Annotated in this window: 21 protein-coding genes; 14 read left to right on the top strand and 7 right to left on the bottom strand. The window is 53.7% G+C overall.

Going from position 1 to position 22,218, the window contains the following annotated elements; all coding sequences use genetic code 11:
* Positions 1 to 237: 237 nt before the first annotated feature.
* A complete protein-coding gene (locus AC2FH8_RS19955; protein ID WP_496690570.1) occupies positions 238 to 456 on the bottom strand; it encodes a GDCCVxC domain-containing (seleno)protein in 219 nt (72 codons plus the stop codon).
* Positions 457 to 1,617: 1,161 nt separating this feature from the next.
* Between AC2FH8_RS19955 and AC2FH8_RS19950 the strand changes: the two genes are divergently transcribed.
* From AC2FH8_RS19950 to AC2FH8_RS19915, 8 genes are all read left to right on the top strand, one after another.
* Positions 1,618 to 2,064, top strand: coding sequence for a universal stress protein (locus AC2FH8_RS19950; RefSeq protein ID WP_496690569.1), 447 nt, complete (start codon positions 1,618 to 1,620; stop codon positions 2,062 to 2,064).
* A gap of 255 nt (positions 2,065 to 2,319) precedes the next feature.
* Positions 2,320 to 3,105, top strand: coding sequence for a formate/nitrite transporter family protein (locus tag AC2FH8_RS19945; RefSeq protein WP_496690568.1), 786 nt, complete (start codon positions 2,320 to 2,322; stop codon positions 3,103 to 3,105).
* A gap of 244 nt (positions 3,106 to 3,349) precedes the next feature.
* Complete coding sequence (locus AC2FH8_RS19940) at positions 3,350 to 3,727, top strand: SnoaL-like domain-containing protein (RefSeq protein WP_496690567.1); 378 nt, start codon at positions 3,350 to 3,352, stop codon at positions 3,725 to 3,727.
* 346 nt (positions 3,728 to 4,073) lie between these two features.
* A complete protein-coding gene (locus AC2FH8_RS19935) occupies positions 4,074 to 5,069 on the top strand; it encodes an HlyD family secretion protein (RefSeq protein WP_281995027.1) in 996 nt (331 codons plus the stop codon).
* Positions 5,066 to 7,762, top strand: coding sequence for a ribosome-associated ATPase/putative transporter RbbA (rbbA, locus tag AC2FH8_RS19930; RefSeq protein ID WP_496690566.1), 2,697 nt, complete (start codon positions 5,066 to 5,068; stop codon positions 7,760 to 7,762). Before AC2FH8_RS19935 ends, rbbA begins: the two co-directional genes overlap by 4 nt.
* Positions 7,763 to 8,887: an ABC transporter permease gene (locus AC2FH8_RS19925; RefSeq protein WP_496690565.1), complete on the top strand. Its 1,125-nt coding sequence runs from the start codon at positions 7,763 to 7,765 to the stop codon at positions 8,885 to 8,887.
* 126 nt (positions 8,888 to 9,013) lie between these two features.
* Positions 9,014 to 9,283, top strand: coding sequence for an Hsp20/alpha crystallin family protein (locus AC2FH8_RS19920; protein WP_496690564.1), 270 nt, complete (start codon positions 9,014 to 9,016; stop codon positions 9,281 to 9,283).
* A gap of 239 nt (positions 9,284 to 9,522) precedes the next feature.
* Complete coding sequence (locus tag AC2FH8_RS19915; RefSeq protein ID WP_496690563.1) at positions 9,523 to 11,097, top strand: trypsin-like peptidase domain-containing protein; 1,575 nt, start codon at positions 9,523 to 9,525, stop codon at positions 11,095 to 11,097.
* A 9-nt stretch (positions 11,098 to 11,106) separates the two neighbouring features.
* Here AC2FH8_RS19915 and AC2FH8_RS19910 read toward each other — a convergent pair whose 3' ends face one another.
* Together AC2FH8_RS19910 and AC2FH8_RS19905 are read right to left on the bottom strand one after the other, a co-directional pair.
* Complete coding sequence (locus AC2FH8_RS19910) at positions 11,107 to 12,723, bottom strand: MFS transporter (protein WP_496690562.1); 1,617 nt, start codon at positions 12,721 to 12,723, stop codon at positions 11,107 to 11,109.
* Between the two features lie 48 nt (positions 12,724 to 12,771).
* Positions 12,772 to 13,992, bottom strand: a complete 1,221-nt coding sequence (locus AC2FH8_RS19905) for an APC family permease (protein ID WP_281973017.1) — start codon at positions 13,990 to 13,992, stop codon at positions 12,772 to 12,774.
* Between the two features lie 156 nt (positions 13,993 to 14,148).
* Here AC2FH8_RS19905 and AC2FH8_RS19900 point away from each other — a divergent pair, with 156 nt between their 5' ends.
* The 4 genes from AC2FH8_RS19900 (at position 14,149) to AC2FH8_RS19885 (ending at position 15,854) form a co-directional block, all read left to right on the top strand.
* On the top strand, positions 14,149 to 14,364 hold the full coding sequence (locus AC2FH8_RS19900) for a hypothetical protein (RefSeq protein ID WP_142636020.1): 216 nt from the start codon (positions 14,149 to 14,151) through the stop codon (positions 14,362 to 14,364).
* A gap of 31 nt (positions 14,365 to 14,395) precedes the next feature.
* A complete protein-coding gene (locus AC2FH8_RS19895; RefSeq protein ID WP_496690561.1) occupies positions 14,396 to 14,803 on the top strand; it encodes a c-type cytochrome in 408 nt (135 codons plus the stop codon).
* A 133-nt stretch (positions 14,804 to 14,936) separates the two neighbouring features.
* Complete coding sequence (locus tag AC2FH8_RS19890; RefSeq protein ID WP_271952496.1) at positions 14,937 to 15,386, top strand: phasin family protein; 450 nt, start codon at positions 14,937 to 14,939, stop codon at positions 15,384 to 15,386.
* Positions 15,387 to 15,446: 60 nt separating this feature from the next.
* Positions 15,447 to 15,854 carry a universal stress protein gene (locus tag AC2FH8_RS19885; RefSeq protein ID WP_496690560.1) on the top strand — a complete coding sequence of 136 codons (408 nt, stop codon included), beginning with the start codon at positions 15,447 to 15,449 and terminating at the stop codon, positions 15,852 to 15,854.
* Between the two features lie 228 nt (positions 15,855 to 16,082).
* Here the strand turns inward: AC2FH8_RS19885 and AC2FH8_RS19880 are convergent, their stop codons facing one another.
* Both AC2FH8_RS19880 and AC2FH8_RS19875 read right to left on the bottom strand, forming a co-directional pair.
* Positions 16,083 to 16,370 carry a GNAT family N-acetyltransferase gene (locus AC2FH8_RS19880; RefSeq protein ID WP_496690571.1) on the bottom strand — a complete coding sequence of 96 codons (288 nt, stop codon included), beginning with the start codon at positions 16,368 to 16,370 and terminating at the stop codon, positions 16,083 to 16,085.
* On the bottom strand, positions 16,337 to 16,606 hold the full coding sequence (locus AC2FH8_RS19875; protein WP_496690559.1) for a hypothetical protein: 270 nt from the start codon (positions 16,604 to 16,606) through the stop codon (positions 16,337 to 16,339). The genes AC2FH8_RS19880 and AC2FH8_RS19875 overlap by 34 nt, the downstream gene beginning before the upstream one ends.
* 348 nt (positions 16,607 to 16,954) lie before the next feature.
* Between AC2FH8_RS19875 and AC2FH8_RS19870 the strand changes: the two genes are divergently transcribed.
* Positions 16,955 to 17,638: an IS6 family transposase gene (locus AC2FH8_RS19870; protein WP_496690558.1), complete on the top strand. Its 684-nt coding sequence runs from the start codon at positions 16,955 to 16,957 to the stop codon at positions 17,636 to 17,638.
* Positions 17,639 to 17,900: 262 nt separating this feature from the next.
* Here AC2FH8_RS19870 and AC2FH8_RS19865 read toward each other — a convergent pair whose 3' ends face one another.
* Both AC2FH8_RS19865 and AC2FH8_RS19860 read right to left on the bottom strand, forming a co-directional pair.
* Positions 17,901 to 18,968 carry a ParB/RepB/Spo0J family partition protein gene (locus tag AC2FH8_RS19865; RefSeq protein ID WP_496690557.1) on the bottom strand — a complete coding sequence of 356 codons (1,068 nt, stop codon included), beginning with the start codon at positions 18,966 to 18,968 and terminating at the stop codon, positions 17,901 to 17,903.
* Positions 18,961 to 20,346 carry an AAA family ATPase gene (locus tag AC2FH8_RS19860; RefSeq protein ID WP_281995020.1) on the bottom strand — a complete coding sequence of 462 codons (1,386 nt, stop codon included), beginning with the start codon at positions 20,344 to 20,346 and terminating at the stop codon, positions 18,961 to 18,963. The genes AC2FH8_RS19865 and AC2FH8_RS19860 overlap by 8 nt, the downstream gene beginning before the upstream one ends.
* Positions 20,347 to 20,926: 580 nt before the next feature.
* Here AC2FH8_RS19860 and AC2FH8_RS19855 point away from each other — a divergent pair.
* Positions 20,927 to 22,186 (top strand): replication initiation protein, encoded by a 1,260-nt coding sequence (locus tag AC2FH8_RS19855; RefSeq protein WP_281995019.1) that lies wholly within the window; start codon positions 20,927 to 20,929, stop codon positions 22,184 to 22,186.
* Positions 22,187 to 22,218 lie beyond the last annotated feature (32 nt).

The following is a 22,218-nucleotide window of genomic DNA, read 5'->3' as shown; positions in this document are numbered from 1 at the left end:
TTCAACTTGCCGTAACTTCGAGACAATCTCTTCCGGCTTCGGTCTCTTGTTTGCCATTCTAGGTCCTCCGTTTCCTATACATAACGGGGGACCAGTTCAGTTGGGGAGGCTCAGCACTGGCTCAGAGTTGTGCGAGTTTGATGGTCGCGATGCGCAGAAACCAGACTTTGCAAACTTTGGCCGACGAGCCAATGCGGACAATCAACACCTTTCTCGGATGTTGCGGTTGCGGCCCGCTTATCCACAACAGCAGTCACCTGACTGAATTGGCGGGCACGGGACAGTTGCGTAGGAACAAAAAACACAGCAATCGCCTTCTAACGGTTTCAAGACTGCCTTGCATGATTTGCATTCATAAAACCACTGGCACGAGTCAGTTGGCATTTTCTCGGTTTCAACGTGCCCACACCGAGGGCAGGTCAAAGTGCTATCCAGCACCACAGTTTGTTTTGTCATTGTCTCACATCTGCATGATTAGATAATCGTTGATTTGAGCCTCATTGAACACGTTGACCCATGCCAACACGGTGATCGCAGTGCTTCCGGCAAGCCACCATTTCAGATTTGCCAACGTCCCGTTTCGATAGGCTACGAGCCAAGAAACCACGACCAGCGGGGGTGACCGCCGGCGTTGATCAGCTTCGTTTCGTAACCGGTTTCTCTGGCTACATCGTTGATAAATGCGCAATCTTAGCCGTTTAGCCTTCTACGGTTCCGTAGGCTCCAGACTCATTGATTTACAGCCAGAATAGGACTGTAGCAGCGAGAGCGATGGCCGAGAGGAATACCTTTGATCCCAATCAAAAGTGCCTGTCTTGCCAAGTTATTTGGGCGCGGGTGAGGCACCCATTGGCTGGCTTATGCGGTTTTGGAAAGCGCGAAAGCTACAGTTAACCAGAATGCACTGCGTATGGTCATTGCGCCGACCGTTCGCCATTCAAACGGCGTTCCACTAAGTGCCACTAGTATCAGAACAACGAACACCAATAGTGTAGATAAGCCAAGCAACCAGGCAATTCGTTGTGCCCAGATTGTGGATTTATAGAGCGCCAAAGCGCCTAGCAAATAGATAAATCCAGCCAGAAAATTGAACCAAAGCACGAATGGAACTGAATCTCCGACTGCAGCTCTGGCAGCAGCACCCCCAAACAGGGCTGTTCCTCCTAAGAAAATGGTCAGGAGACCAAAGAGTACTGCGGCTATCGTAACTGGGCGAACCCAAGGCGGAGAGGAAGGCATCGTTGTATTCCCCAGAAATAAGATTGAATCTCATGTCGTGGGCAATCTGCCAACCTTGCCAAACGAACTGAAACGCACGTCCCTAATAGCAATTCTTCTCGCCATTTCCCTTGATCTTTATCATTGGGCTTAACTTGATACCCTTTGAAAAAATGCAGCGTCTGCGCGAGGTTTTTCGCAATAATTATGCGCTGTTGCCCCTTTGGGATGACCCGTTTGCAACTCCTAACATTCTTTAAAATTGGTTCAGTTACCGTGTATCTTCTAGAAATAGACGGACGACTACGTTCGAACCTGCAGTGAAAAGTGTTGATTTGAGTCAAAGTTAACTACTTCAAGCTCGCCCATACTAACCCCTCACTAAGGAGGGAGTGCAACATGTTCAAAAAGATCGTAGTTGGCTTGGATGGATCTGAGGCGTCAGAAGCAGCTCTGCGCGTTGCCTGTGATATTTCAAGCAAATATGGCTCCCAAATTCACCTTGTTCATACACCTCAGCCCCAAACCGTGGCGTTCGCAATGGGCGCATTGGCTGGCTATCACGCCGTCACGACAATGCCTTCAGACGAAGAGGTGCATCAGGCAGCAACCAAGATTATTTCCGCTGGTAGAGAGATTGTCGAAGAGTACAATCAGACGGTTTCGCAAACGCATACCCAACGCGGAGATCCCGTCGACCAGATCATCGCATGTGCCGAGCAATGCAAAGCTGACCTGATTGTGACGGGTCGCCGTGGATTGGGAAGCATTGGGAGCCTAATTCAAGGGAGCACCTCTCTAGGCATCAGTCAGAATGCCACTTGTGCTGTTCTAACCGTTGCCTGATTTTCAAACTTGGCCCCAATCGGCGCTAAACGATGAGGATCGAAAAGTTCTGCGTTGAGATCTCGCGAAAGCGGAAGCTGAAGTAGATCTCATGGGTACCTATGGCCATGACCGCGCGCCAAACTGTGTTAGGAGGAACTATCCGAACTCAGAGGGAACAGATAGGCTTCCGGTTTTATTTGCGCGTTAGTTCAAGGTCAGAAGACAGGATTAAACTTCCTGCTACGTAAACTCGTGCCAACTCTGGAGCGCCACATGAACCCCCCGGCCCTGTTCGATGCTCATAAACCCGCTGAAATTGCAACGTTAGTTGAGACTGCCGGGGTCGCAAAGGCAAAGCTGCCACTAGCACCCATGTTCGTTCTTGCGATGCTGGCTGGAGCATTCATAGGGTTTGGCGCAGCGGCCTATACGATGGCGGTCACGGGGGCAGACAGCGCTTCGGGGCCGATCCGCGTTCTGGGAGGAGCAGTGTTTTCCCTGGGCCTTATCCTGGTGATCGCAGGTGGTGCAGAATTGTTCACCGGAAATGTTTTGATGGTGATCGCAGCGGTCGATCGCAAGATACCGCTGCGGCTGCTGTTCCGAAGTTGGGGCATCGTCTACGTTGGTAACTTCGTGGGTGCCGTTGGGCTTGCATTGGCCTTCGCCCTGACCGGCTTGCTCGAGGGGCCGATGGGTAGCACTGCCATAATGGTAGCCGATGCCAAAGCGGGGTTGGAACCGATGGAGGCTTTCGCCCGCGGCGCATTGTGCAACGGGCTGGTCTGCCTTGCCGTATGGCTGTCCTTCGCCGCCCGGAGCGTCGCCGGAAAAATTCTAGCGGTCCTGTGGCCCGTCTCTGCATTTGTGTTGCTGGGGCTCGAGCATTCGATTGCCAACATGTATTTCTTCCCGCAGGGCTGGGCAGCGGGAGCAACTGTGCCGGTTTTCGCAGCGGCGGCCAATCTGCTATGGGTCACTCTGGGTAACATTGTCGGCGGGGCGGGAGGAGTTGCCTTGGCCTATTGGTTTGCTTATCTTGGCGGAACAAATCGGTAAGATCCGCTTCTTCGATTTCAGCACCCGCCGGAGAGAAATGATCGGAAACAGTTGGTTCTGAAGGCGTTGTCTAATAGCGCACTGGCTGAAGACGGCGCCGGGAATTGGGCCGCTCATTTCCACTGTGCAAGTCGTCCTCACGATCCTGATCTAAATCCTTCGCGAACATCTAGTTTTATTGATCCCTGTCAAGATTGGCAAAGGTACGATGTGATACAGTTGAGGCTGAAATTGGGGGGCTATCATGGAAGAATTAGTCGAGATTGGACGAACATTCGTTCAGGCAATGCGTGATCGCAGAGGTCTTGCAAACGTTGGTGAAATGTATGCCGAAAACGCTCAATCTATTGAGGCGGTTGTGCCTCCGGTTCGACAGTTTCGCATCACCAAGGGCCGGGATGCTATAAAGGGAAAAAGAGAGGACTGGCTGGCAGCTCATGAAATCGTCGAATTCGACGTGGATGGCCCCTATGTTCATCCCCCAAACCGCTTCGGTGTTCGATATAAGGTTAACGTAACGCAGAAGGCTACAGGGCAACACATGACCTTGTGCGAGATCGCAGTTTATTCGGTAGCAGATGGGAAAATTGTACTTGAAGAGTTCTTCATGTTGCCGAAGTAGGAACGACAGCCAGCAACGCTGACGCAGTGTTTGTTTTATCTGAACGTTGGAAGCGTGACTCGTAAGAGCTTTGACACGACAGATGGACAACTGGGCATTTATTTCGACTTCGGGATGCTTGCCCTTGCGCATCATTGCGACCAATTTGGCGCAGCCGTCATAGAGAGTCACACCCCGAAAGCCTCATTGGGCCGTGGATGTGGGCCAACAACCAGACCTGTGCCGCAATTTCGTACCCGATAAGCACTTGGACAATCATCAGATAGAACCTGTTTGATCCAACTCAAGGCATCACGTCGAGAGCGAGCTAAATTAGAATAGGAAATTAACAAATGTGCGCGGGGCCATGAGAAAGAACGTACGCGCAATTCTGACCGCCATAGCGCTCCTACTTGCAGGTGCAGCTGTTTATTTTTTCGTCGCAGAAGACAGTGATGAATTGCCGGCTGGGTTTGTACAGGGCAATGGGCGGATCGAGGCTGAACAAGTAGAAATCGCTCCAACCTTTGCCGGGCGCGTTGCTCGGGTCATGGCAGCAGAGGGCAGCCTGGTTGCTTCGGGTGAACTGCTGGTTGAAATGGATACAGATGAATTATCTGCAGCCCTTGACCGTGCCAGTGCCGAGGTTGCGCTGGCGCGCCAAACCAAGGCCGAAGCCGAAGCCGTGGTCATCCAGCGAGAAAGCCAGCAGCGTCGCGCTTCGCAGGAGCTTGACCGGGCCAAGGCGTTGCTGGCCGGTCAGAATATCTCGATGACTGTCTTTGAGGATCGTGAAACCGCGTTTCAGGTTGCGGATGCCGTGCTGGGCGCGGCCAAGGCCCGGGTTGCAACGGCGGATAGCCAGATTGCCGCCGCAGAGGCCGAGGTGCGCCGGATTGCGGCACAAATAGAGGATGGTTCTCTCATCGCTCCCATGCCGGGGCGTATTCTGTATCGACTGGCCGAGCCCGGCGAGGTCGTTGGAGCGGGCGAACCGATCTTGACGTTACTCAGTTTGGAAAACGTCTATATGGAGGTCTTCCTGCCTGCACGCGAAGCGGGACTATTGCCCATCGGTGCCGAGGCGCGCATCGTGCTTGATGCGTTGCCGGAATTTGCCATCCCAGCAACCGTAACCTTCGTCTCTCCCGAAGCTCAATTCACTCCCAAGCAGGTAGAAACTTTGAGCGAACGGGAGCAGCTGGTTTTTCGCGTTCGGGTTCGCATTCCCAGGGATTTGGTTACGGCGCGGATTGAGCATGTGAAGACCGGCCTTCGCGGCATTGCAGCGATCCGACTTACTTCCGATGGCGCGTGGCCAGACGATCTGGATAGACGAATTCCACCCGAGCTGTTCGAATGAGCGCCGAGGGGGGCTCATCTGGTTTCTGCATCAACGGTGTCACACACACGTACCGACAGCATGTTGCGTTGGATAACCTTTCGCTGGTTCTGCCAACTGGCCAGCTTATCGGATTGATCGGGCCGGACGGGGTTGGCAAGTCAACGCTGCTGGGATTGATTACCGGCGCAAAGCAACTTCAGTCCGGGGAAATTGATGTTCTCGGGGGATCGATAGGTGACCGCGCGCACCGTCACCGCGTGTGCCCGGCGATCGCATTTATGCCGCAGGGGTTGGGCCGCAACTTATACGCGGAACTGTCTGTACGTGAGAATCTCGAGTTCTTTTCACGTCTTTTCGGACAGGGGCAACAGGAACGTGAAATCAGGATCGCGGCCTTGCTGTCAGCGACCGGACTTGCGCCCTTTTCGGACCGGCTTATGGGCAAACTTTCGGGCGGAATGAAGCAGAAACTTGGACTGTGTTGTGCGCTGATCCACGACCCTAAGTTTCTGGTACTGGACGAACCGACGACCGGAATTGATCCCCTGTCGCGGCGCCAATTCTGGGCGCTGATAGACGCGGTCCGAGAAGAAACGCCCGGTCTCTCCATTCTGGTTTCAACGGCCTATATGGAGGAAGCCGAACAATTCGATTTTATCGTAGCGATGGATACCGGTCGGGTGATATTTCACGGCCCCCCTGCCAAGCTGAAGGGTAAAGCCCGGGATCTTGAAACATCTTACAGGCAACTACAGGCACGAGGGGAACCCCGGTTTGTGTCGAACAAGGTACCTATGCATCATCAAGGTGCAGACCCGGTGATCACGGCGCGTGGGTTGACCCGGCGCTTTGGCGATTTTACTGCCGTCGACAACGTCGAATTCTCGATCCACCGAGGCGAAATCTTTGGCTTCCTCGGATCAAACGGCTGCGGCAAGTCAACCACCATGAAAATGCTGACAGGTCTTCTGCCAGCAAGTGAGGGAGAGGCGCTGCTGTTCGGCAGACCGGTGGATGCGCGCGATCTAAGGATGCGCCGCGAGATCGGGTATATGAGCCAGGCATTCTCGCTTTATGGCGAGCTGACCGTTCAACAAAACCTCCAGTTGCACGCCCGCATCTTTGCGATCAAGGATCGTGTGGAACGCATCGATGAATTGGCCGAACGTTTCGGCCTGAAGGCACATATGGGCACGCTGGCGTCGGCGCTTCCGCTGGGTATCAAGCAGCGTCTTTCCCTTGCCGTCGCCGTGATCCACCGGCCTCGGGTGTTGATCCTGGATGAACCAACCTCGGGCGTGGACCCCGAGGCGCGCGACTCGTTTTGGGCGCTGTTAATCGAGCTGTCGCGAGACGATGATGTAACGATTTTCGTCTCGACACATTTCATGACCGAAGCGGAGCGCTGTGATCGCGTTTCTTTCATGCATGCAGGCCAGGTATTAGCTGAAGGTACACCAGATGAGTTGATCGCAACGGCGCAGTCGGACAGTCTGGAAAGTGCGTTCATCGCTGTCCTGGAGGCGGTCGAGCCGCCCGCGCCGGTAGCAGCACCCAATGTTTCGGTTGATGCTGTCAACGCGGGCGCTGCCGGAAGTATCGGGCGCATACTGGCCTATGCACGGCGCGAGACAACCGAGGTTCTGCGCGATCGCGTCCGTTTGGCTTTTGCTTTCCTTGGCTCGGTGATCCTGATGTTGGTCTTTTGCTATGGGATCACTCTGGACATAGAAGACCTGGATTTCGCGGTACTCGACCTGTCTCAAACGCCTGAGAGTCGTACCTATATCGCCGAGATTTCTGGTTCGCGCTATTTCAACCCCACGGTGCCACTGGCCAGTTTTGAAGACGGCCGCGAGCGGTTGGCCAAAGGAGACATCTCGCTGGCTGTCGAACTTCCACCCGATTTTGGTCGCAAGCTGCGCGCCGGCGAGCCAACTGAAGTCTTGGCAATTGTGGACGGTGCGATACCGTTCAAGGGTGAGACAATAGAGGGCTATGTGGCCGGGCTTCACAGTACGTTTCTGGAAGTACTGGCCCGCCAAAGTGGCGAGCAGTCGGTCGAAATCGCTCGCATCGAACCGCGCTTCCGATACAATCAAAGCTTTGAAAGTATCGCTGCAATGGCCCCTGCCATGCCTGCGATCCTGTTGATAATGCTGCCGGCCGTTTTGATGGCTGTTAGTGTCGCGCGGGAGAAAGAGTTGGGCACGATCACCAATTTCTACGCAACGCCAACGACGCGGCTCGAATTTCTGGTTGGCAAACAGATCCCCTACATCGCGATAGCGTTCGTCAATTTCCTACTTTTGGCAGCGATGACGATCTTCATTTTTGGCGTGCCCCTAAAAGGAAATCCGGTGCCTCTTGCAATTGGTGCTTTCCTATATGTTTGGGCAACCACATCTTATGGACTGCTTATTGCGACCATAACGTCGAGCCAGGTGGCCGCAACTTTTGCCACCGCTATCGCGTCGGTGGTGCCGACCATTCAATTCTCCGGGCTGCTACAACCGATCTCGACGTTGGAAGGCGGCGCCCAGACGATTGGATCGCTTTGGCCTTCATCCTATTTCCTGCATCTAAACGTCGGCGCGTTCACCAAAGGTCTTAGCTGGGATGCACTTGCCCCCGACCTTCTGGCCCTAGCCTGTTTCGGGCCCGCGCTAACCTTGATCGCTGCACTGTTACTCCGAGCGCAGGAGACGTGAATGCAACGATTGTCCCGCATATTCTGGCTTGGTTTGAAAGAAATGATGAGCCTTCGGCGCGACTGGGTGATGATGGCGCTGCTTGTCTGGTCATTCACGCTGGCGCCCGTAATGGAGGCTACGGGCGTTTCAAACTCGGTCAACAATGCATCCATTGCATTTGCCGACGAGGATGGCTCGCCTCTTTCACGCTCGCTTGCCTCAGCGTTTTTTCCGCCTGAATTCCAGCCCGTTGTCCAGATCGCACCGGGCACCGGGGCCGAAAAGATGGATGCAGGGCATTTCCTGTTTGTAGTCGCAGTACCACCAGGGTTCGAGAAAGATGTTCGGGCCGGGCGCGCGCCGGAAATTCAGGTTTTGATCGATGCGACAGCGATGGAGCAGGCCGGAATTGGAGCGAACTACATCATCAATATCTTGAGTGCCGAGATCCGGCGCTTTGCCATCGGTGCAGAATTTTTAGACCCGCCGCCCATCGATATCATTGTGCGCAGCGCATTTAATCCAAACCGCGACACTGTTCGTTTCGCCGGTATCGTCGCGTTGATCGGCCAGATCATGTGGCTGACCACAATCCTTACCGGTGCTGCCATGATCCGTGAGCGCGAGCATGGAACAATCGAACACCTGCTGGCGATGCCGCTTACCCCATTTGACATTGCGGTCGCCAAGATCTGGGCAAACGCGGCGGTGGTTCTGGTAGCGACCGCCCTATCGCTGACCTTTGTTATGCAAGACTTCCTGGGGATCAGCATCGCGGGATCGAAGGTGTTGTTTTTGATTGGCACAGCTCTCTTTCTCTTCACGGCGACGGCGCTTGGGGTGTTTCTTGCGACGATTGCGCGCTCAATGGCTCAATTCGCACTTTTGGTTATGCTGACGGTGCTTCCAATGTTGATGCTGTCAGGAGGAGAGACGCCAATCGAAGGGCAGCCCGGCTGGCTTCAGATTGGAACATCTATCCTCCCATCCCGCCACTACATGTCAGCCAGTCAGTCCATCATTTTCAAAGGTGCCGGGATCGAGACGGTCTGGGCAGAGTTTGTATGGATGGCGTGCTTGGGCTCGATCCTTCTGGCAACTAGTCTGCTGCTTTTTAGACGCTCGGTTGCACAAGAGACCTAAATAAGTTTTTGCACCTGAGCCAAACTAGGCGGCTGACAGAACACCCGCTTGCGTAAGTTCAATGGCCGCGCCCGTAATTTGGCATAATACTGCCTCGCCGTTATAGCACTAAAGGAGGAGGTTCAGATGCTTGAAGGCAAACAGTCCCCGCAAAACATCCAAATCAAGGACCATCGATTGACACTACGTGGCCAGAAGAAGATCTCGCATTATGACACAGGTGATCTGCGTGTTAGTGAATGGTGCTGTGGCAGCTTCGCCCGAGCGATGACGCTGCCGAATGCAGATGACGTCGAGAAGATTTCCGCCGCGTTCGAGAAGGGTGTCTTGCACATCAACATGCCAAAAACCGAGCCTCAGGATCCCAGCCGAAAGATCAAGGTCTCATCCAAGTAAGCAAATTTGAAGCGCACGCACGTTCACCAAGATCGGGTCAACATGTACAGAAGGCTGGTCGGTCGGTGATTGGACTTCTCCTGATGGCATCACCTACTTGCAATTAACTCGACGGTAACAATTAACCGCCGGAGAACCGCTCCCGGGCATACTCTGAATGTGTGCTTTATTGCCAAACGTGGAAGTTTCGAGGTTGCCCATGATAGAGTGGGTATAGCGCTATTAATCAGAGATGGGCCATGCGGACACCGGACCAAGGCGACACAGGAGTTGATACAGGTAATGTCCGTGCATTCCTGGAGAGCTTGACCGGCCCGTCCCGCGGGGCCGTAGTCTGGCTTGCCGACAACGCTGTGTCGGCCTCGGTCAGTCCGGACCGTACCTTGAGGCTGAGACCGAAAGAAGATGTGCCAGCTTATGACGAAGACATTGCGACTCTTCAGTGGTCAGATGACGGTTACACGTTAAACGCGTTGTCTGATCGGAATATCTGGGTCAACGGTCACAAGGTCGCTTCGGCTGACCTCAGGCACGGTGACATGATCGAATTCGGCGAAAAAGGCCCGATGTCCCGCTACAGGGTATGCGAACACTCATTCCCTGCACATCGCACGGTCGAGGATATTCTAAGCGACGCGTACGCATATGCGAGAACAAGCCGTCGACCCTTTCCAAGAAAAATTTCCGGTGCACTGCGCGACAGTGGGCGTCGGCTAACATCACAAACCACAATTCTCTTCAGGATCACCGTTATTGGCGCAATCCTTCTGATCGCCGTATTTGGGTATTTACTGTTTCAGAACGACAGGAAGCTGGCGGACAGCCTGGAACGAGAATCCCGAAAGATCGAAGCAGTTGCCGTTATGCTGGCACAGACCCAGGAAGACTCGTTGACGCCAGAGGATTTGGGTGCACTCAAAGACGCATTCGAGAGTCAGGTGCTGTCCACTGAGCAGCGTCTTGGCACGCTGGAGGAACGCGCAGGCGCATCAACGCGGATTATCACAGCCTCTACGCGTTCCGTCGCGTTCGTCCAGGGCGCCTATGGATTGCGGCAGATCAAAAGCGGGAAATTGCTGCGGCATGTGGTTGGCCCCGATGGAAAGAATCTGCAAACGCCATTTGGACAACCGTGGCTCGAACCAGATGCGATGGGCGAACCTGCTGAGTTTCAGTTTACTGGAACCGGGTTTCTTCTACAGGACCCGCCTCTGTTGGTGACCAACCGTCATGTTGCCTTGCCCTGGACGACTGGCGACCGTGCACAAGCCCTTCAGGCCGCAGCGCTGGAGGCCGAGATGCTGAGTTTGCTGGTCTATTTGCCTGATCAAACTGTGCCAATTAAGGCTGTCTTGCATAAAGCAAGCGAAACCGCAGATCTGGCGCTTCTCTCTATCGACGCCACACGCGTTCGGGGTCTTGGGCTGTTACTTGCAGATGAGCCACCGCGAGCGGGAGAGGAAGTTTTCCTGCTTGGATATCCAACCGGCCTGAAGGCTCTTATCGCGCAGGCCGGTCCGGGCTTTCTGAAAACGCTAGAGAATAAAGGCGCCGTGGATTTCTGGACAATTGCGACCCATCTTTCGGAACAAAATAAAATCCGACCCCTGGCCAGCCGGGGAATCGTAGCCCAGACCAGTCCCGGCGCCATTGTTTATGATGCAGAGACCACATCTGGAGGAAGCGGGGGACCTGCGTTGAACCGAAACGGTAAGGTGGTTGCGATCAACGCCGCGATCTTACCCGAGTTTGGTGGTTCGAATATTGGCGTTCCGGTGTCGCACCTCAAGACACTTCTCAATGAAAGCGACTGATCCGCGTATTCATTCGCCTGTCCGATATGGTGAATTTTGCACAAGAAAAACCATAATCAGTGGGACTATGACAGAGATCAGGCCCACGGTAATCAGCAAATTCCCCAAGTGGCTATAGTCAGCGATGGATGCAACTGTACCCGTTCTGGGTTCGGTCACGACACGAGTCACGACAAATACCTGGTTTAGGTATTTTGTGCCCAAGCTGCTTGCCGACAATGCCATGTTGGTGAAAGACGCCATGACAGCAAAAAAGGTCGCCTTGAGATGTGTCGGGGCGTTACGTGCGATCCAGGCCAGCATCGGGACCATCGCGATCTGACCCAGCGGTGACTCGACGGCTGTGTCGAGTATGGCGATGAATCTTGCATCCACAACCCCGCCTGTGTGCGCGGCCGTCCATTCATGCACTCCGTAGTATAAAGCAAGGTTAGGCAGGGCCAGCACTCCGGCGGCAATGGTGAGCAGTACCACCACCTGCGCGATGGAACGACTGGCCATAAACGGTCTGAGGATGATCAGGCCAAGCAGCGCTAGTAGTGAGGTCAGGAGCGCCAGAATTGCCAGAAACTGTTCGTCGAACCCAAGCTCGTCGATTTCGAACCAGGTCAATCCCGGACCAGGCAACGGGACCGCGCGAAAAACGAAAATGATTGTCGCCGTCCCGATCAGAACCTTGGCCTGTTTCGACTCCAGTTCCCTTAGCAGCCGTGACATGAGATAGAGAATGACCGTGAGCGAAACCGCAAAAACAGTCTCTTGCGCAAAGGCGAAATTTGCGGTTCCCAACACAACGCTGAGTACAACAAACGCGAGACCTCCCAGCAGTATTGGCCACCTTACTTCGGTGGCTTGATCCGGTTTGTGTAGAAGGTGCCCAAGACTAACGAGGCGACGCTGTATCAGAGCATGAAGAACCACTCCGCTGATCGACAGTAAGGGGACAACCAGAGCGACGAGATAGACCTGACCGTAGAGAACCAAACGATCGCTTTTCTCCAGATCCTCCGCGCCCGAAAAAATCCAGATGTTAACCGCTGCGACTCCCGCAAACCCGGATATGATCGCAATCCTGCCCAGGGTCTGCATGGTAGTGTGGCGGGCACGAACTTCTTCATGCGTAAACGCGAACCCATCTTGGTTGGTTTGTGGTACCGCTTCGACCGTCATGGCATCTGCCACGACGTCCTGAATGGCATAACCAGAAGGTGCCAGGATCAAGGCAACGACATACCAATGCTCAGGCAGCATGACCCCGGCCATCTGGGCAGGCGCGGACACAAGTCCATACATGATAAGCAACGAGGCCGTGATAAGAGACGCGCCAACCAATATCAGCAGCGATTTCCAACGCCAGAACAGATCCACCAGATGCCCAAGCGGCATTTTCAAAATCCAGGGCAATCCGGCCCAAAATGCCAAGCCCGCCACGAAAGCAGCAGATAGATTCAGATAGTCCTTGAGGAAAAACGCGCCAACGACGGATGTCAGTCCCGAAACTCCGGCCGCGAAGTACACCATTAACGGTGGCATGTAGGACCATTGTAATTGCGCGACCAGATCAACGAATGTCCGGTGCCACCAGTCAGAGAGCCGCCTTCCAAGTGTAGGTCGATCAGTGTTCATATGTCATTCGGATCCCGTTCTGGCGACCTAACGCCGTCGGATTTTCTCTCAAAGAAACCCGGCGCCAAAAAGCAGGGTGCTGGTCAGAACACCAAGGATTGGCACGACAAGAGGTACGTGGAAATGTTGTCGGGTTGAATCCGGTTTCAACTTCAAAAAGATCAGCGAGAAATTGACTAGCACAAACACCCCCAAGACGATCTGAGATGTGCGTTCTGCTAGGGTGCCGATCGGCAGTGTTTGGGTCAGTAGAAGGATTAGCGCCACAACCAGCAGGGTTGCGACGACTGGTGTCTGGGTTACCTGCGGGACACTCGCCAGTATTTTCGGCAGATGATCCCGGTCGGCAAGACCGTAGATTACCCGCGACGCCATTATCATCTGGATCAGGACGCCATTGACTGTTGCAACGACTGCGACTGCGGCAAACCCCTGTTTGATTACTTCGGGTGCATTTGAAAAAACCAAAGCAAGCGGGGCAGTCGACGTCGACAAGGTATCGATAGGAACAACAAGCAGGACCGTAATTGAGGTCGCCAGATACAGACCCGTCGCCAGAACGAGCGTCAGCAGAATTGCCTTAGGAATTGTGCGAACTGGGTCTTTTACTTCTTCGGCGACGTTTGCCATGTCCTCGAATCCAACAAAGGCAAAGAAAGCCAGAAGCGACGCCGCAAAAATGCCCCGCCAAGCGTTGATCTCAAAACCTGGAATCGTCTCGCTGAACGCATAGCCTTGCGGATCCTGCACGGACATGCCCCAGCCAATCACAAACAGAAGCCCCGAAATCTCGATGATCGTGATCACTGCCGCCACAAATACTGATTGCGCGATGCCCCAGAGTGCAATCAGTCCCATAACCGACACGATGCCGATCGTAAGCAACGTGGTGCCAAGGTTGGTCAGGGTGTGAAGATAGGAGGCCGCTCCAATCGCAACGGCCGAAGCCGATATCACTCCCGAAGCAGCGACGGCGAGACCCACCAACACGGCAATCCAGTTTCTTTGAAACCCAGCTTCGACGTATGCCGCTTCTCCCGCGCTTACGGGATAACGGGTTGCGAGTTCGGCGTACGACAAAGCCGTCAGCGAAACGACGAGCGCTGCAATGAGAAACGAAACAGCGGCGTAAGGACCAGCGACCTCGGCGGTGGCACCGACAAGCACATAGATTCCCGCACCAACGGTGACACCTAGTCCGTAAAGCGTAAGCAACGGGGCAGTAAGCGCGCGTCGGAGTTTAGGTGTCGGTGGATCGGCCGTATGCATTGGCTTCACTCCTCAATGAACAAACGCCTGTGTACCGAGCTACAGCGCGGTTAAGTACACCAGTCACTAACGAGGGGCTCGCCACCATTCATTCCGAGCCCCTGCGGTGGAATTTCCACGCTTTTGCAATTCCGCTTATCACCATGTTTGATTTGGATGCAGGCGATGAACGGCAATCCCGCTGAAACATTCATGCTTTACTATGTAATGTACCTTTTTGAATTGATCTATGTCATTGGTCGCCAAGAACCGACCAGCCAAGCGGAACCGACTGCAGTGTACTTACTTTCGTCGCAGTTTTTCCCAGCTGGTACTCAAAGGCTGAATATGAGCGAGATCAATGAAGCGTTCGCTCAATACCGCGTAGTCTAAACGCGAAATGCTGACGTTCGAGGAGGAACAAATGCCAATTTATCGCGGACTTCTTTTGTCAATATTTGCTGCAAGTGCTGCACTGGCGCAGGATATTGACCTTCAAAACGGGCACAATCTCTACAGAACCTATTGCTGGCAATGCCATGGTTTCGAGGCCACTGGAGATGGTCCAATGGCGGAGATGCTGGCAATAAGGACGCCTGATCTGACCAGGCTTGCGGCCCAAAACGACGGTGTTTTTCCGATTGAGGAGGTGGCGCGTCAAATTGATGGTCGCGCACCATTGCTCGCGCATGGCGGAGAAATGCCCATTTTTGGACCAGCTTTGGATTCGGACCAAAAAGTTGCGCTGACCATGCCTGACGGCCAGCCAATGTTCGCAGGTGTGCCGTTGGCAAATGTGATTTATTATCTTGAGTCCATACAAATCGAGTAGGTTGGTACAAATGCTGCCATTAGATTGTAGAGGACCACTGCCCACGTTTGTTGACGCCGGTTGATCTACATTAAGGTTATTTTCTACGGGATTTGGTAACATTCAGCATTGGGAAGATGAGGAGGAATCTCCGATGCCTGAAGAGAAGCCAAAATCAAGTTACTCCAACCCACTTGTTGATGTTTTCAAGCAGATGCAGCCGACTACTACGGCCAATCCGTTTTTAGGCGCACAGCTTGAGCAATTCTGGGACACGCAGGAGAAATCACTGAAAGAGGCAGAGGCCTTTGCTCAACATTGGTTTGAGAGGCGCCACGAGGCTGTTCGAACCGCGCTAGAAGCTGCGCGCTCGGCGTCTGCTGCAGACCCGACTGATCCGGCGAAAGCACTGCAATCCATAGCAGAGTGGCAGAAGCATTCAGCCGAACGCCTCGTGGCTGACGCTCAGGAATGGTTCGAAACAGTTGCCCGATGTGCAGCATTTGCAGCGGAAACCGAAGCCGAAGCTGTGGAAAAAACAATAGATGATGTTGCAAGCACAGCAAAGAAAGCGGGTAAGTCTTCGAAATCCGAACCGGTTTAGAGTGCCGTATCACCGCGGAGGCCGGAATGATCGTAGCTGGAGCGATCGAAGGTGACTAACATGTATAAGAACATTCTGATTCCAGTCGCGCTGGACAACGATCACGATACACAGGCCTCATTTGAAGCTGCTCGTTTGCTGGCGAGTGCCGATGCGGAATTCACAGTGCTCCATGTGCAGGAGCCGATCCCTGCATATGTGGCATCCCAGATACCCGAGGAAGTTCTGGCCAACACGCGAAAAGAGCTTCAGGAGGGCTTACATCGGAACGCTGCAGAGCTACCGGGGGCGAAACCGCGGCTTATCTCGGGGAGCGCTGGCCGAGCGATCGTTGATTTCGCAAATGAAAATGGCATCGATTGCATCGTGCTGGCCTCACACAAGCCGGGGATCGAGAACATTTTTGTTGGGTCGACTGCGAACCGGGTCGTTCACCACGCCAATTGTTCTGTCCACGTGATCCGCTGAGTCGTTTTGAGGCAGGTGTCCAAGTCGAATGCTGGATGCCCAGCATGGGACACAAAGACGACGGAGTGAAATTGGCGTTGCGAGCACGCGCAGCATGAAAATCGTATTCACGCTATGGGCTCTCAGCAGACATTCGAGAGTTCACAATGAGGAGCGCCGATGTCTGCTATACGGGACAAACCAGACATTAAACAATCAATGCCCAATGTCTGGTTCTCGGTATTTGCGTCACTCGCGCCCTGAGGTGTCCCACCAATGCGCTTGCATGAACTGAGGGATCGCCATCGTCGTGCCGTTCAAGCACTCGACCGTTCCGGCTGTCAGCTCAAGGGCCATCCATGCTTCATGCGCCGTCAACAGATCAGGATAAGGCGTCTGTTTGTCAGTTGGGGCAAAACCATACCGGGGGTAGAAGTCGGGGACGCCCAGCACGAACACAGCATCCGTTCCAATGGACTTCAGGTGTTCGATACTGGTTTCCATCAGCTCCTTGCCGACTCCATGGCCTTGATACACCGGCGACACGCCGCAAGGTGCGAGCAGGTAGCATTTTGTGTCCGGATGGTCCTGGAAGACGAACGGTGTAAACACAGCACGTTGCCTGCAATCTGCCCGTCCGGTTTGACACTGATCGAGATCGTGTCCGGGTGGCTGAGGAAGTCCTTGGCGAGTTGAGCGGTTACTTCGCCCTCTGTTTCTCCAAACGCCAGTCTGTGAACTTCCAGGATGGCATCGATTTCTGCGTGTTTCATGGTTCTTTCCTATCTTTGGTTTTTTTCGCGCACCCATCTCCCCCGCAACACGGGAGGCTCTGTTTCAGGTTCGCGAAGCAAATTTGCGTTGTCTGGTCTATTGAAAGCCTGGCTCTACACTTGTTCGTTCGGATGCCCCCACATGAGAGGCGCAGCATATGGGCCAGTCACACTGGATGTGGATTCCCCGATGCCGTCCAATGCCCTCGGAGTAAGTTCACGCGCGCACCAGCACTCAAGCGGCGCCTGCGTTCTTACAGGCGGCAATGGTTCCGTCGCAAACTTTGTCCTTACCTGTCAGGTCGAGTGCATTTCTGGTAGCGCGCTAGAACTTGACAGGAGCAGGCCGTGACGATCTCATTTAAGGGCGCACATTTTCCGAAAGACGTCATCTTGCACGCGGTCTTCTTCTACTTGCGCTACGTTGTTTCATACCGGAATTTGGGAGAAATCATGGCGGAACGTGGCGTTGATCTGGATCACGCAACGCCGAACCGCTGGGTTATTCGATACGCAGGCCTCATTGCTGAAGCAGCGCGGTACAGAAAGCGTCCCACAGACCGTTCGTGGCGCATGGATGAAACCTATGTGAAAGTGAAAGGCGAATGGGTTTATCTTTACCGAGCGATCGACAAACACGGCAAGACACTGGATTTCATGTTGTCTGAGCGCCGGAATAAAGCCGCTGCGACGAAGTTCTTCGCCCCCGCGCTTGAGGTGAACGGATTGCCACGCAAGATCGTCATCGACAAAAGTGGTGCCAATACAGCTGGCAGCAAAGCGATCAACAAGATGCTCAAGAGCTTTGGTTGTCCGATCCCAATCGATATGGTCAGGCGGAAATACCTCAACAACATCATTGAACAGGATCACCGATTTATCAAACGAAGGATCAGACCCATGCTGGGATTCAAATCCTTCGCTTCAACCGCATCTGTCCTGCCAGGCATAGAACTGGTCAACATGATCCGCAAAGGTCAATTCACGCCCGGACTCCGTCCGTTTCAGCAGTTCATCCAACTGGCGGGATAAACTGCTCGCCAAATCCACTGATGCTTTGCCATCTAAAAAGTTTGCGACAGAACCTCCGGTTGTTGACTGCCTATGGTCGTTGCAAAAGTTTGCGACACATCCCTAGCGAGCACCTCCAAAGGATCTTGAATTCACAATGATCATTTATTCCACATTTTGATCATTACCTTGACAGTAGTAGAACTCGCCTCTGCGAACCAATCCAGTCAGCTCTTTGATTTGTTTGGCGACGAGATCGATCTATCCCGGTCTCGTCAAAGGGCTAGCCCAGATGGTTGCCAATCTGGTCGATCAGTTTTTGAGCCTCATCAACTGAAATTTCCCGCCCGCGTATCCTGAGGCGGAGTTCCCCAGATGTCACCTCGGCCTGAATTGTGCCGCCTGTGGGAAGGACAATCGGTGTCAATCGTTGCACCTGCTGCGGGCGCCCGCCTCGCGATTTAGCTTTTTCCGCGTCCGGCACGCCCTTGATCGCAGCTTCAAGCAGACCCCATTCGGATTTGGAATCCAACGGGCCGGCGCCAGCCAATGCCTGACGCAATCTGGTTTGTGCCCCGTCCCGCAATGCCGAAGCAAGCTTGAGTCCGGCCTTTTCTGACAACGACACGGGATGCTGCAGCAAATCCCCCAACGCTTCATGCACCATAGCAAAGCTACGGACCTTGGACCGTTTGGCTTTGGACGCTGCGGCAAAAAGCACATCGACAGCGGCCTCGGTTGAAGCAAAAACCCCCTGCCCTGCCGCCAGAACCGCGACGCGCCCGCGTTCATAAGGGCTGAGGTTTGAGCGCAACTCATTCTCTTCCACCATCGAGACGTAAGCGCCCTGCCCTGTTCCAGCCTCACGGACAAATGCAGGAATCTCGGTGAACCGAGCATCACTTTGGGACAGCCGCTTGAAGGCCTCCAGGCGCCGATAGCCCGAGATCAGGCCAAAACTGTCACCGACCCGGCTCACCTCGATTGGCGTTCTCAAGCCGTGAACGCGCAACGATTCCAACAGTTCCGCCATGGCTTCTTCGTCTTCAACCATCCGGTCACGGCGGATAAAATCAGGATCAATCTGATCCAGCGGTATTTTTTCCGCAATCAAACCGGCGGTCTGTGCATCGCGCCATCGAGCTGCATCACCTTGGTCCTGGGCCAAAGCGACCCTGTCTGTCACGGACGCCATGCCACCCAAAGTGGCGGCCTCCGCCGCAACCTGAGCTATTGGAGGTGCTGACGAGCTTACTTCAAACGGGCTGATCGACGGTTTCGCGGCGAAACCCGCTTCAAGCTGTTCGAGCTCTGTTGTATCCGGTGCGGTCAGTCTTCTGCGTTTAGCCATCTGCTTCTCCTCCCATCTGAGCGTCGCGCCACCAGCAACCGATCAGAACCTCTTTGAATTCTGCGTAAGTCCGGTCAAATGTTTCCCGACCCCGAACATATGTGTCGCGGTTAAAATCACGGTAGTCGGCTTCGTAGATCCCATTCACCTGCTCACCAGCCTGCCCGACCAAAGCAGTATAGTCCTGCCGGTAGGCATTCATGAAATCCCCGAAATAGGCCTGAATTACGTTCGCCATGTCTGTTTGCTGACTGGCATCAAACCGGGTGATGATTGCGCGTACAACATCCCATTCGAACTTGAGCTCAGGCAAGCCAGCTGCGCGTTGTGCTGTGTTTTCACCATCCTCGATACTGGCGAAGGTCGTATAGAGCATGTCAAAGAACCGACCCGTTGAATCAAACTCCAGAAACGAAGCTCCAAGCGGAACCAGAAGGATATCTGCAGCAGCCAGTGCATTGATCGTAAGGTACCCAAGTGCAGGAGGCGTATCGAGAAAGACGATGTCATAATCGTTGAGGATACCTTCATCCTCGAGGAAATTGGTCAGGCCGTCCCACAAAGGCCAACTTCTCAGCCCCATCCTCCACACTGGGATCTGGAACTCGGCCCAGTAAAGGTTCAACTGCGCGCCTATCAGATCAATATTTGGCCAATGGGTGTTCTGAATTACATCGCCAGGGGTCGTTTTAAGCGCTTCTTGCAAGGTCTCATCCAATGGAATTTCAGGTTGACCTGCCGCATTGCGCACGCGGTTTTCCTCGTGTACCGCCCTAGCATAGTCCTTTGCGATCAAGGGGAACACAGTTTGCCATTCATCTGCGACGGACCCGCCAAGGATCGACGTCATGGATCCTTGGCTGTCGAGGTCGATTACCAGAACTTTGTACCCGTCCAAGGCGGCGGACATGGCCAGATGGGCGGCGGTCGAGGTTTTTCCAACACCGCCTTTGAAATTTGCAACGGAAACAACCTTTGCCGGAAGCCCTTCAGGCCGGTAGGGAAGATACTCCTTCGTGCTGACGCCTTCAGCCGCAAAATGCTGGCGCAAGCTCAGGACCTCTTCCAAAGTGAACCATTTTGAACCAGCTTCTCCTTCGCCTTGAGGAAGATCAGGATTTGCTTTGAGGACACGGCGGAGATGCGCAGGTGCAACCGGAATTAGGTACTTAGTTATTTCCCAGATTGAAAACCTACGTAGCCGCTTTTCCCCATCAGGGGCATAACCTCGGCGGGCAAGATCCTCACGGCCTTTGGCGCAGAATGCCGCTGCTTTTGCGAATCGAGAGGTGCCTATAGGATCAGGTAACTTCCCGGCCGCTGTTGCGGGATCAAGATTCAGATATGGCGGTAGCGGAGGTTGGTTTGATTTGTTCACTGTCGTTGCCTCAGAGGATGTTCGCCTTAGCGGCGTATATTTAGGAATGTAGCGAACATTATCTTCTAAAGCTATCCTGCTATCGGAAGTTTTCCACAGTTTTTGCGCGCAAGGCTGGGTTTCGCCACGAAACTCTAGAAAAATGATAGAACACGCCAACAAAGAGTTTATTTTTTATAGAGTCTTTAAGAGATTTAGATTAAGAATATGATAATTATAACAACAAGTTAGACCACATTAGGGACCCATTTACAGTTCCTGGGGTATCCGATTCCGGGATCAAAGGTGCCCAGATACGGGACCAAAGGAACCATTCGACAGGAACAAGGGCACCGATTCGCAGGGACGTGGATCTTCGACGCTATTAGACACTTACAAAGCCGTTTCCAGTACGTTCGATCCTGTCTGAGTCGTTCTTATGACGGGCTCGCGATGATAGGTCTGGGGATAAGTTTAGGTATATCTGTTTAGGGTACCCGTTTTCGGGATGAGCCTGATCCTGTATTTGGGCACCTAATAGAAGTTGATTGATAGGTACCTTTCATGGCAGAAATACAAAAAAGAGCAGTCAGGCAGAATCATGCCGGAAACACAAATAGACATGGATCACCTATCCGGAGCCTTGCGAAGGGAAACGGTGAAAAAGAACGTCGCCGCGATTCACATCAGCGGTAAGTTGACATTGCTTCAGCGAAAGCTGTCGAATGTCCTGCTTCTCAATGCCTATGATGCGCTGACATCTGCACAGACCCATACCATCGATGCACGAACTCTGGCGATGATGGTTGGCTATAACTCGAACGATTTTGATACCTTGCGTGCAAGCCTGCGCGCCCTGGCCGAGACTGTCGCTGAATGGGACATGTTGGATGAGCAGGGGCGTCAGGAATGGGGTGTTTCCTCTCTGCTGAGTTTTGCCAAGCTCAAGAATGGTGTTTGTGAATACGCCTACTCACCGGCGCTGGCGCAGAAGCTGTATGATCCCAAAATCTATGCGCTGATCAACGTTCAGATTCAGCGCAACTTTAGTTCTGGGCACGGATTGGCACTGTATGAAAACTGCTATCGCTTTGTGCGCATCGGGTCGACAGGTTGGTTGGCCTTGGACGTTTTTCGAAAGCTCATGGGGGTAGATGGCAGCGACTATTATACCAGCTTCAAACATCTCAACGCCAAGATCATCAAACCGGCGGTTGCCGAGGTGAACAAAAGCTCGGACATTCTGATCGAACCCGAGTTCCAAAAGAAAGGCCGGACGGTCACCGATATTCGCTTTCGGATTAAGGGAAACCCGCAAAAGGCGATGTTCGAAATTGATGACAGTGACGGTGCTCGGAATATGCAGGTGTACACGAAGCTACGTGATCAAGGGGTCTCGGATCGTTTGGCCCGACAGTGGATTTCCGAACATGGTGAAGACTACGTCGCGCAGAAACTTGATTACGTAAGGCAAAAGGGCGGAGTGAAATCCACATTGGGCTATCTGTCGGCTGCATTGCGCGATGACTATCAGCCACCTGAACCGGAACAGCCAGCGAAGCCCAGCCCCGAAGCACTGGAAGAAGCGCAGGCGAGGCAGGCCCAAGTGGCGGTTGAAGACAAAGCCTATGCCGAACGGGTAGCCGAGCGGGAGGAGCGGGCGCGGAAACTCTCGATCGTAGAAGAGCTGGTTTCGCGGCGAAACCCGACACAGAGGGACGCAGATAAAAGACTGTTTCTTGCCGGTCTAGACAACGACCTGGACCGCGAGCATTTCCGAGCGCATGCGTGGCGCTCGGGGCTGAACGCAACCGCAATCTTCGAATTCTGGCAAGAGCTAGAGCCAGACGCTTTCGACTGATCGCGGTAAGGGCAGGGGGGTGCATACCCTTT

The sequence above is a fragment of the Ruegeria sp. CDSC025 genome (genome assembly GCF_059610805.1).
This window is presented reverse-complemented; position numbering and strand designations above follow the sequence as displayed.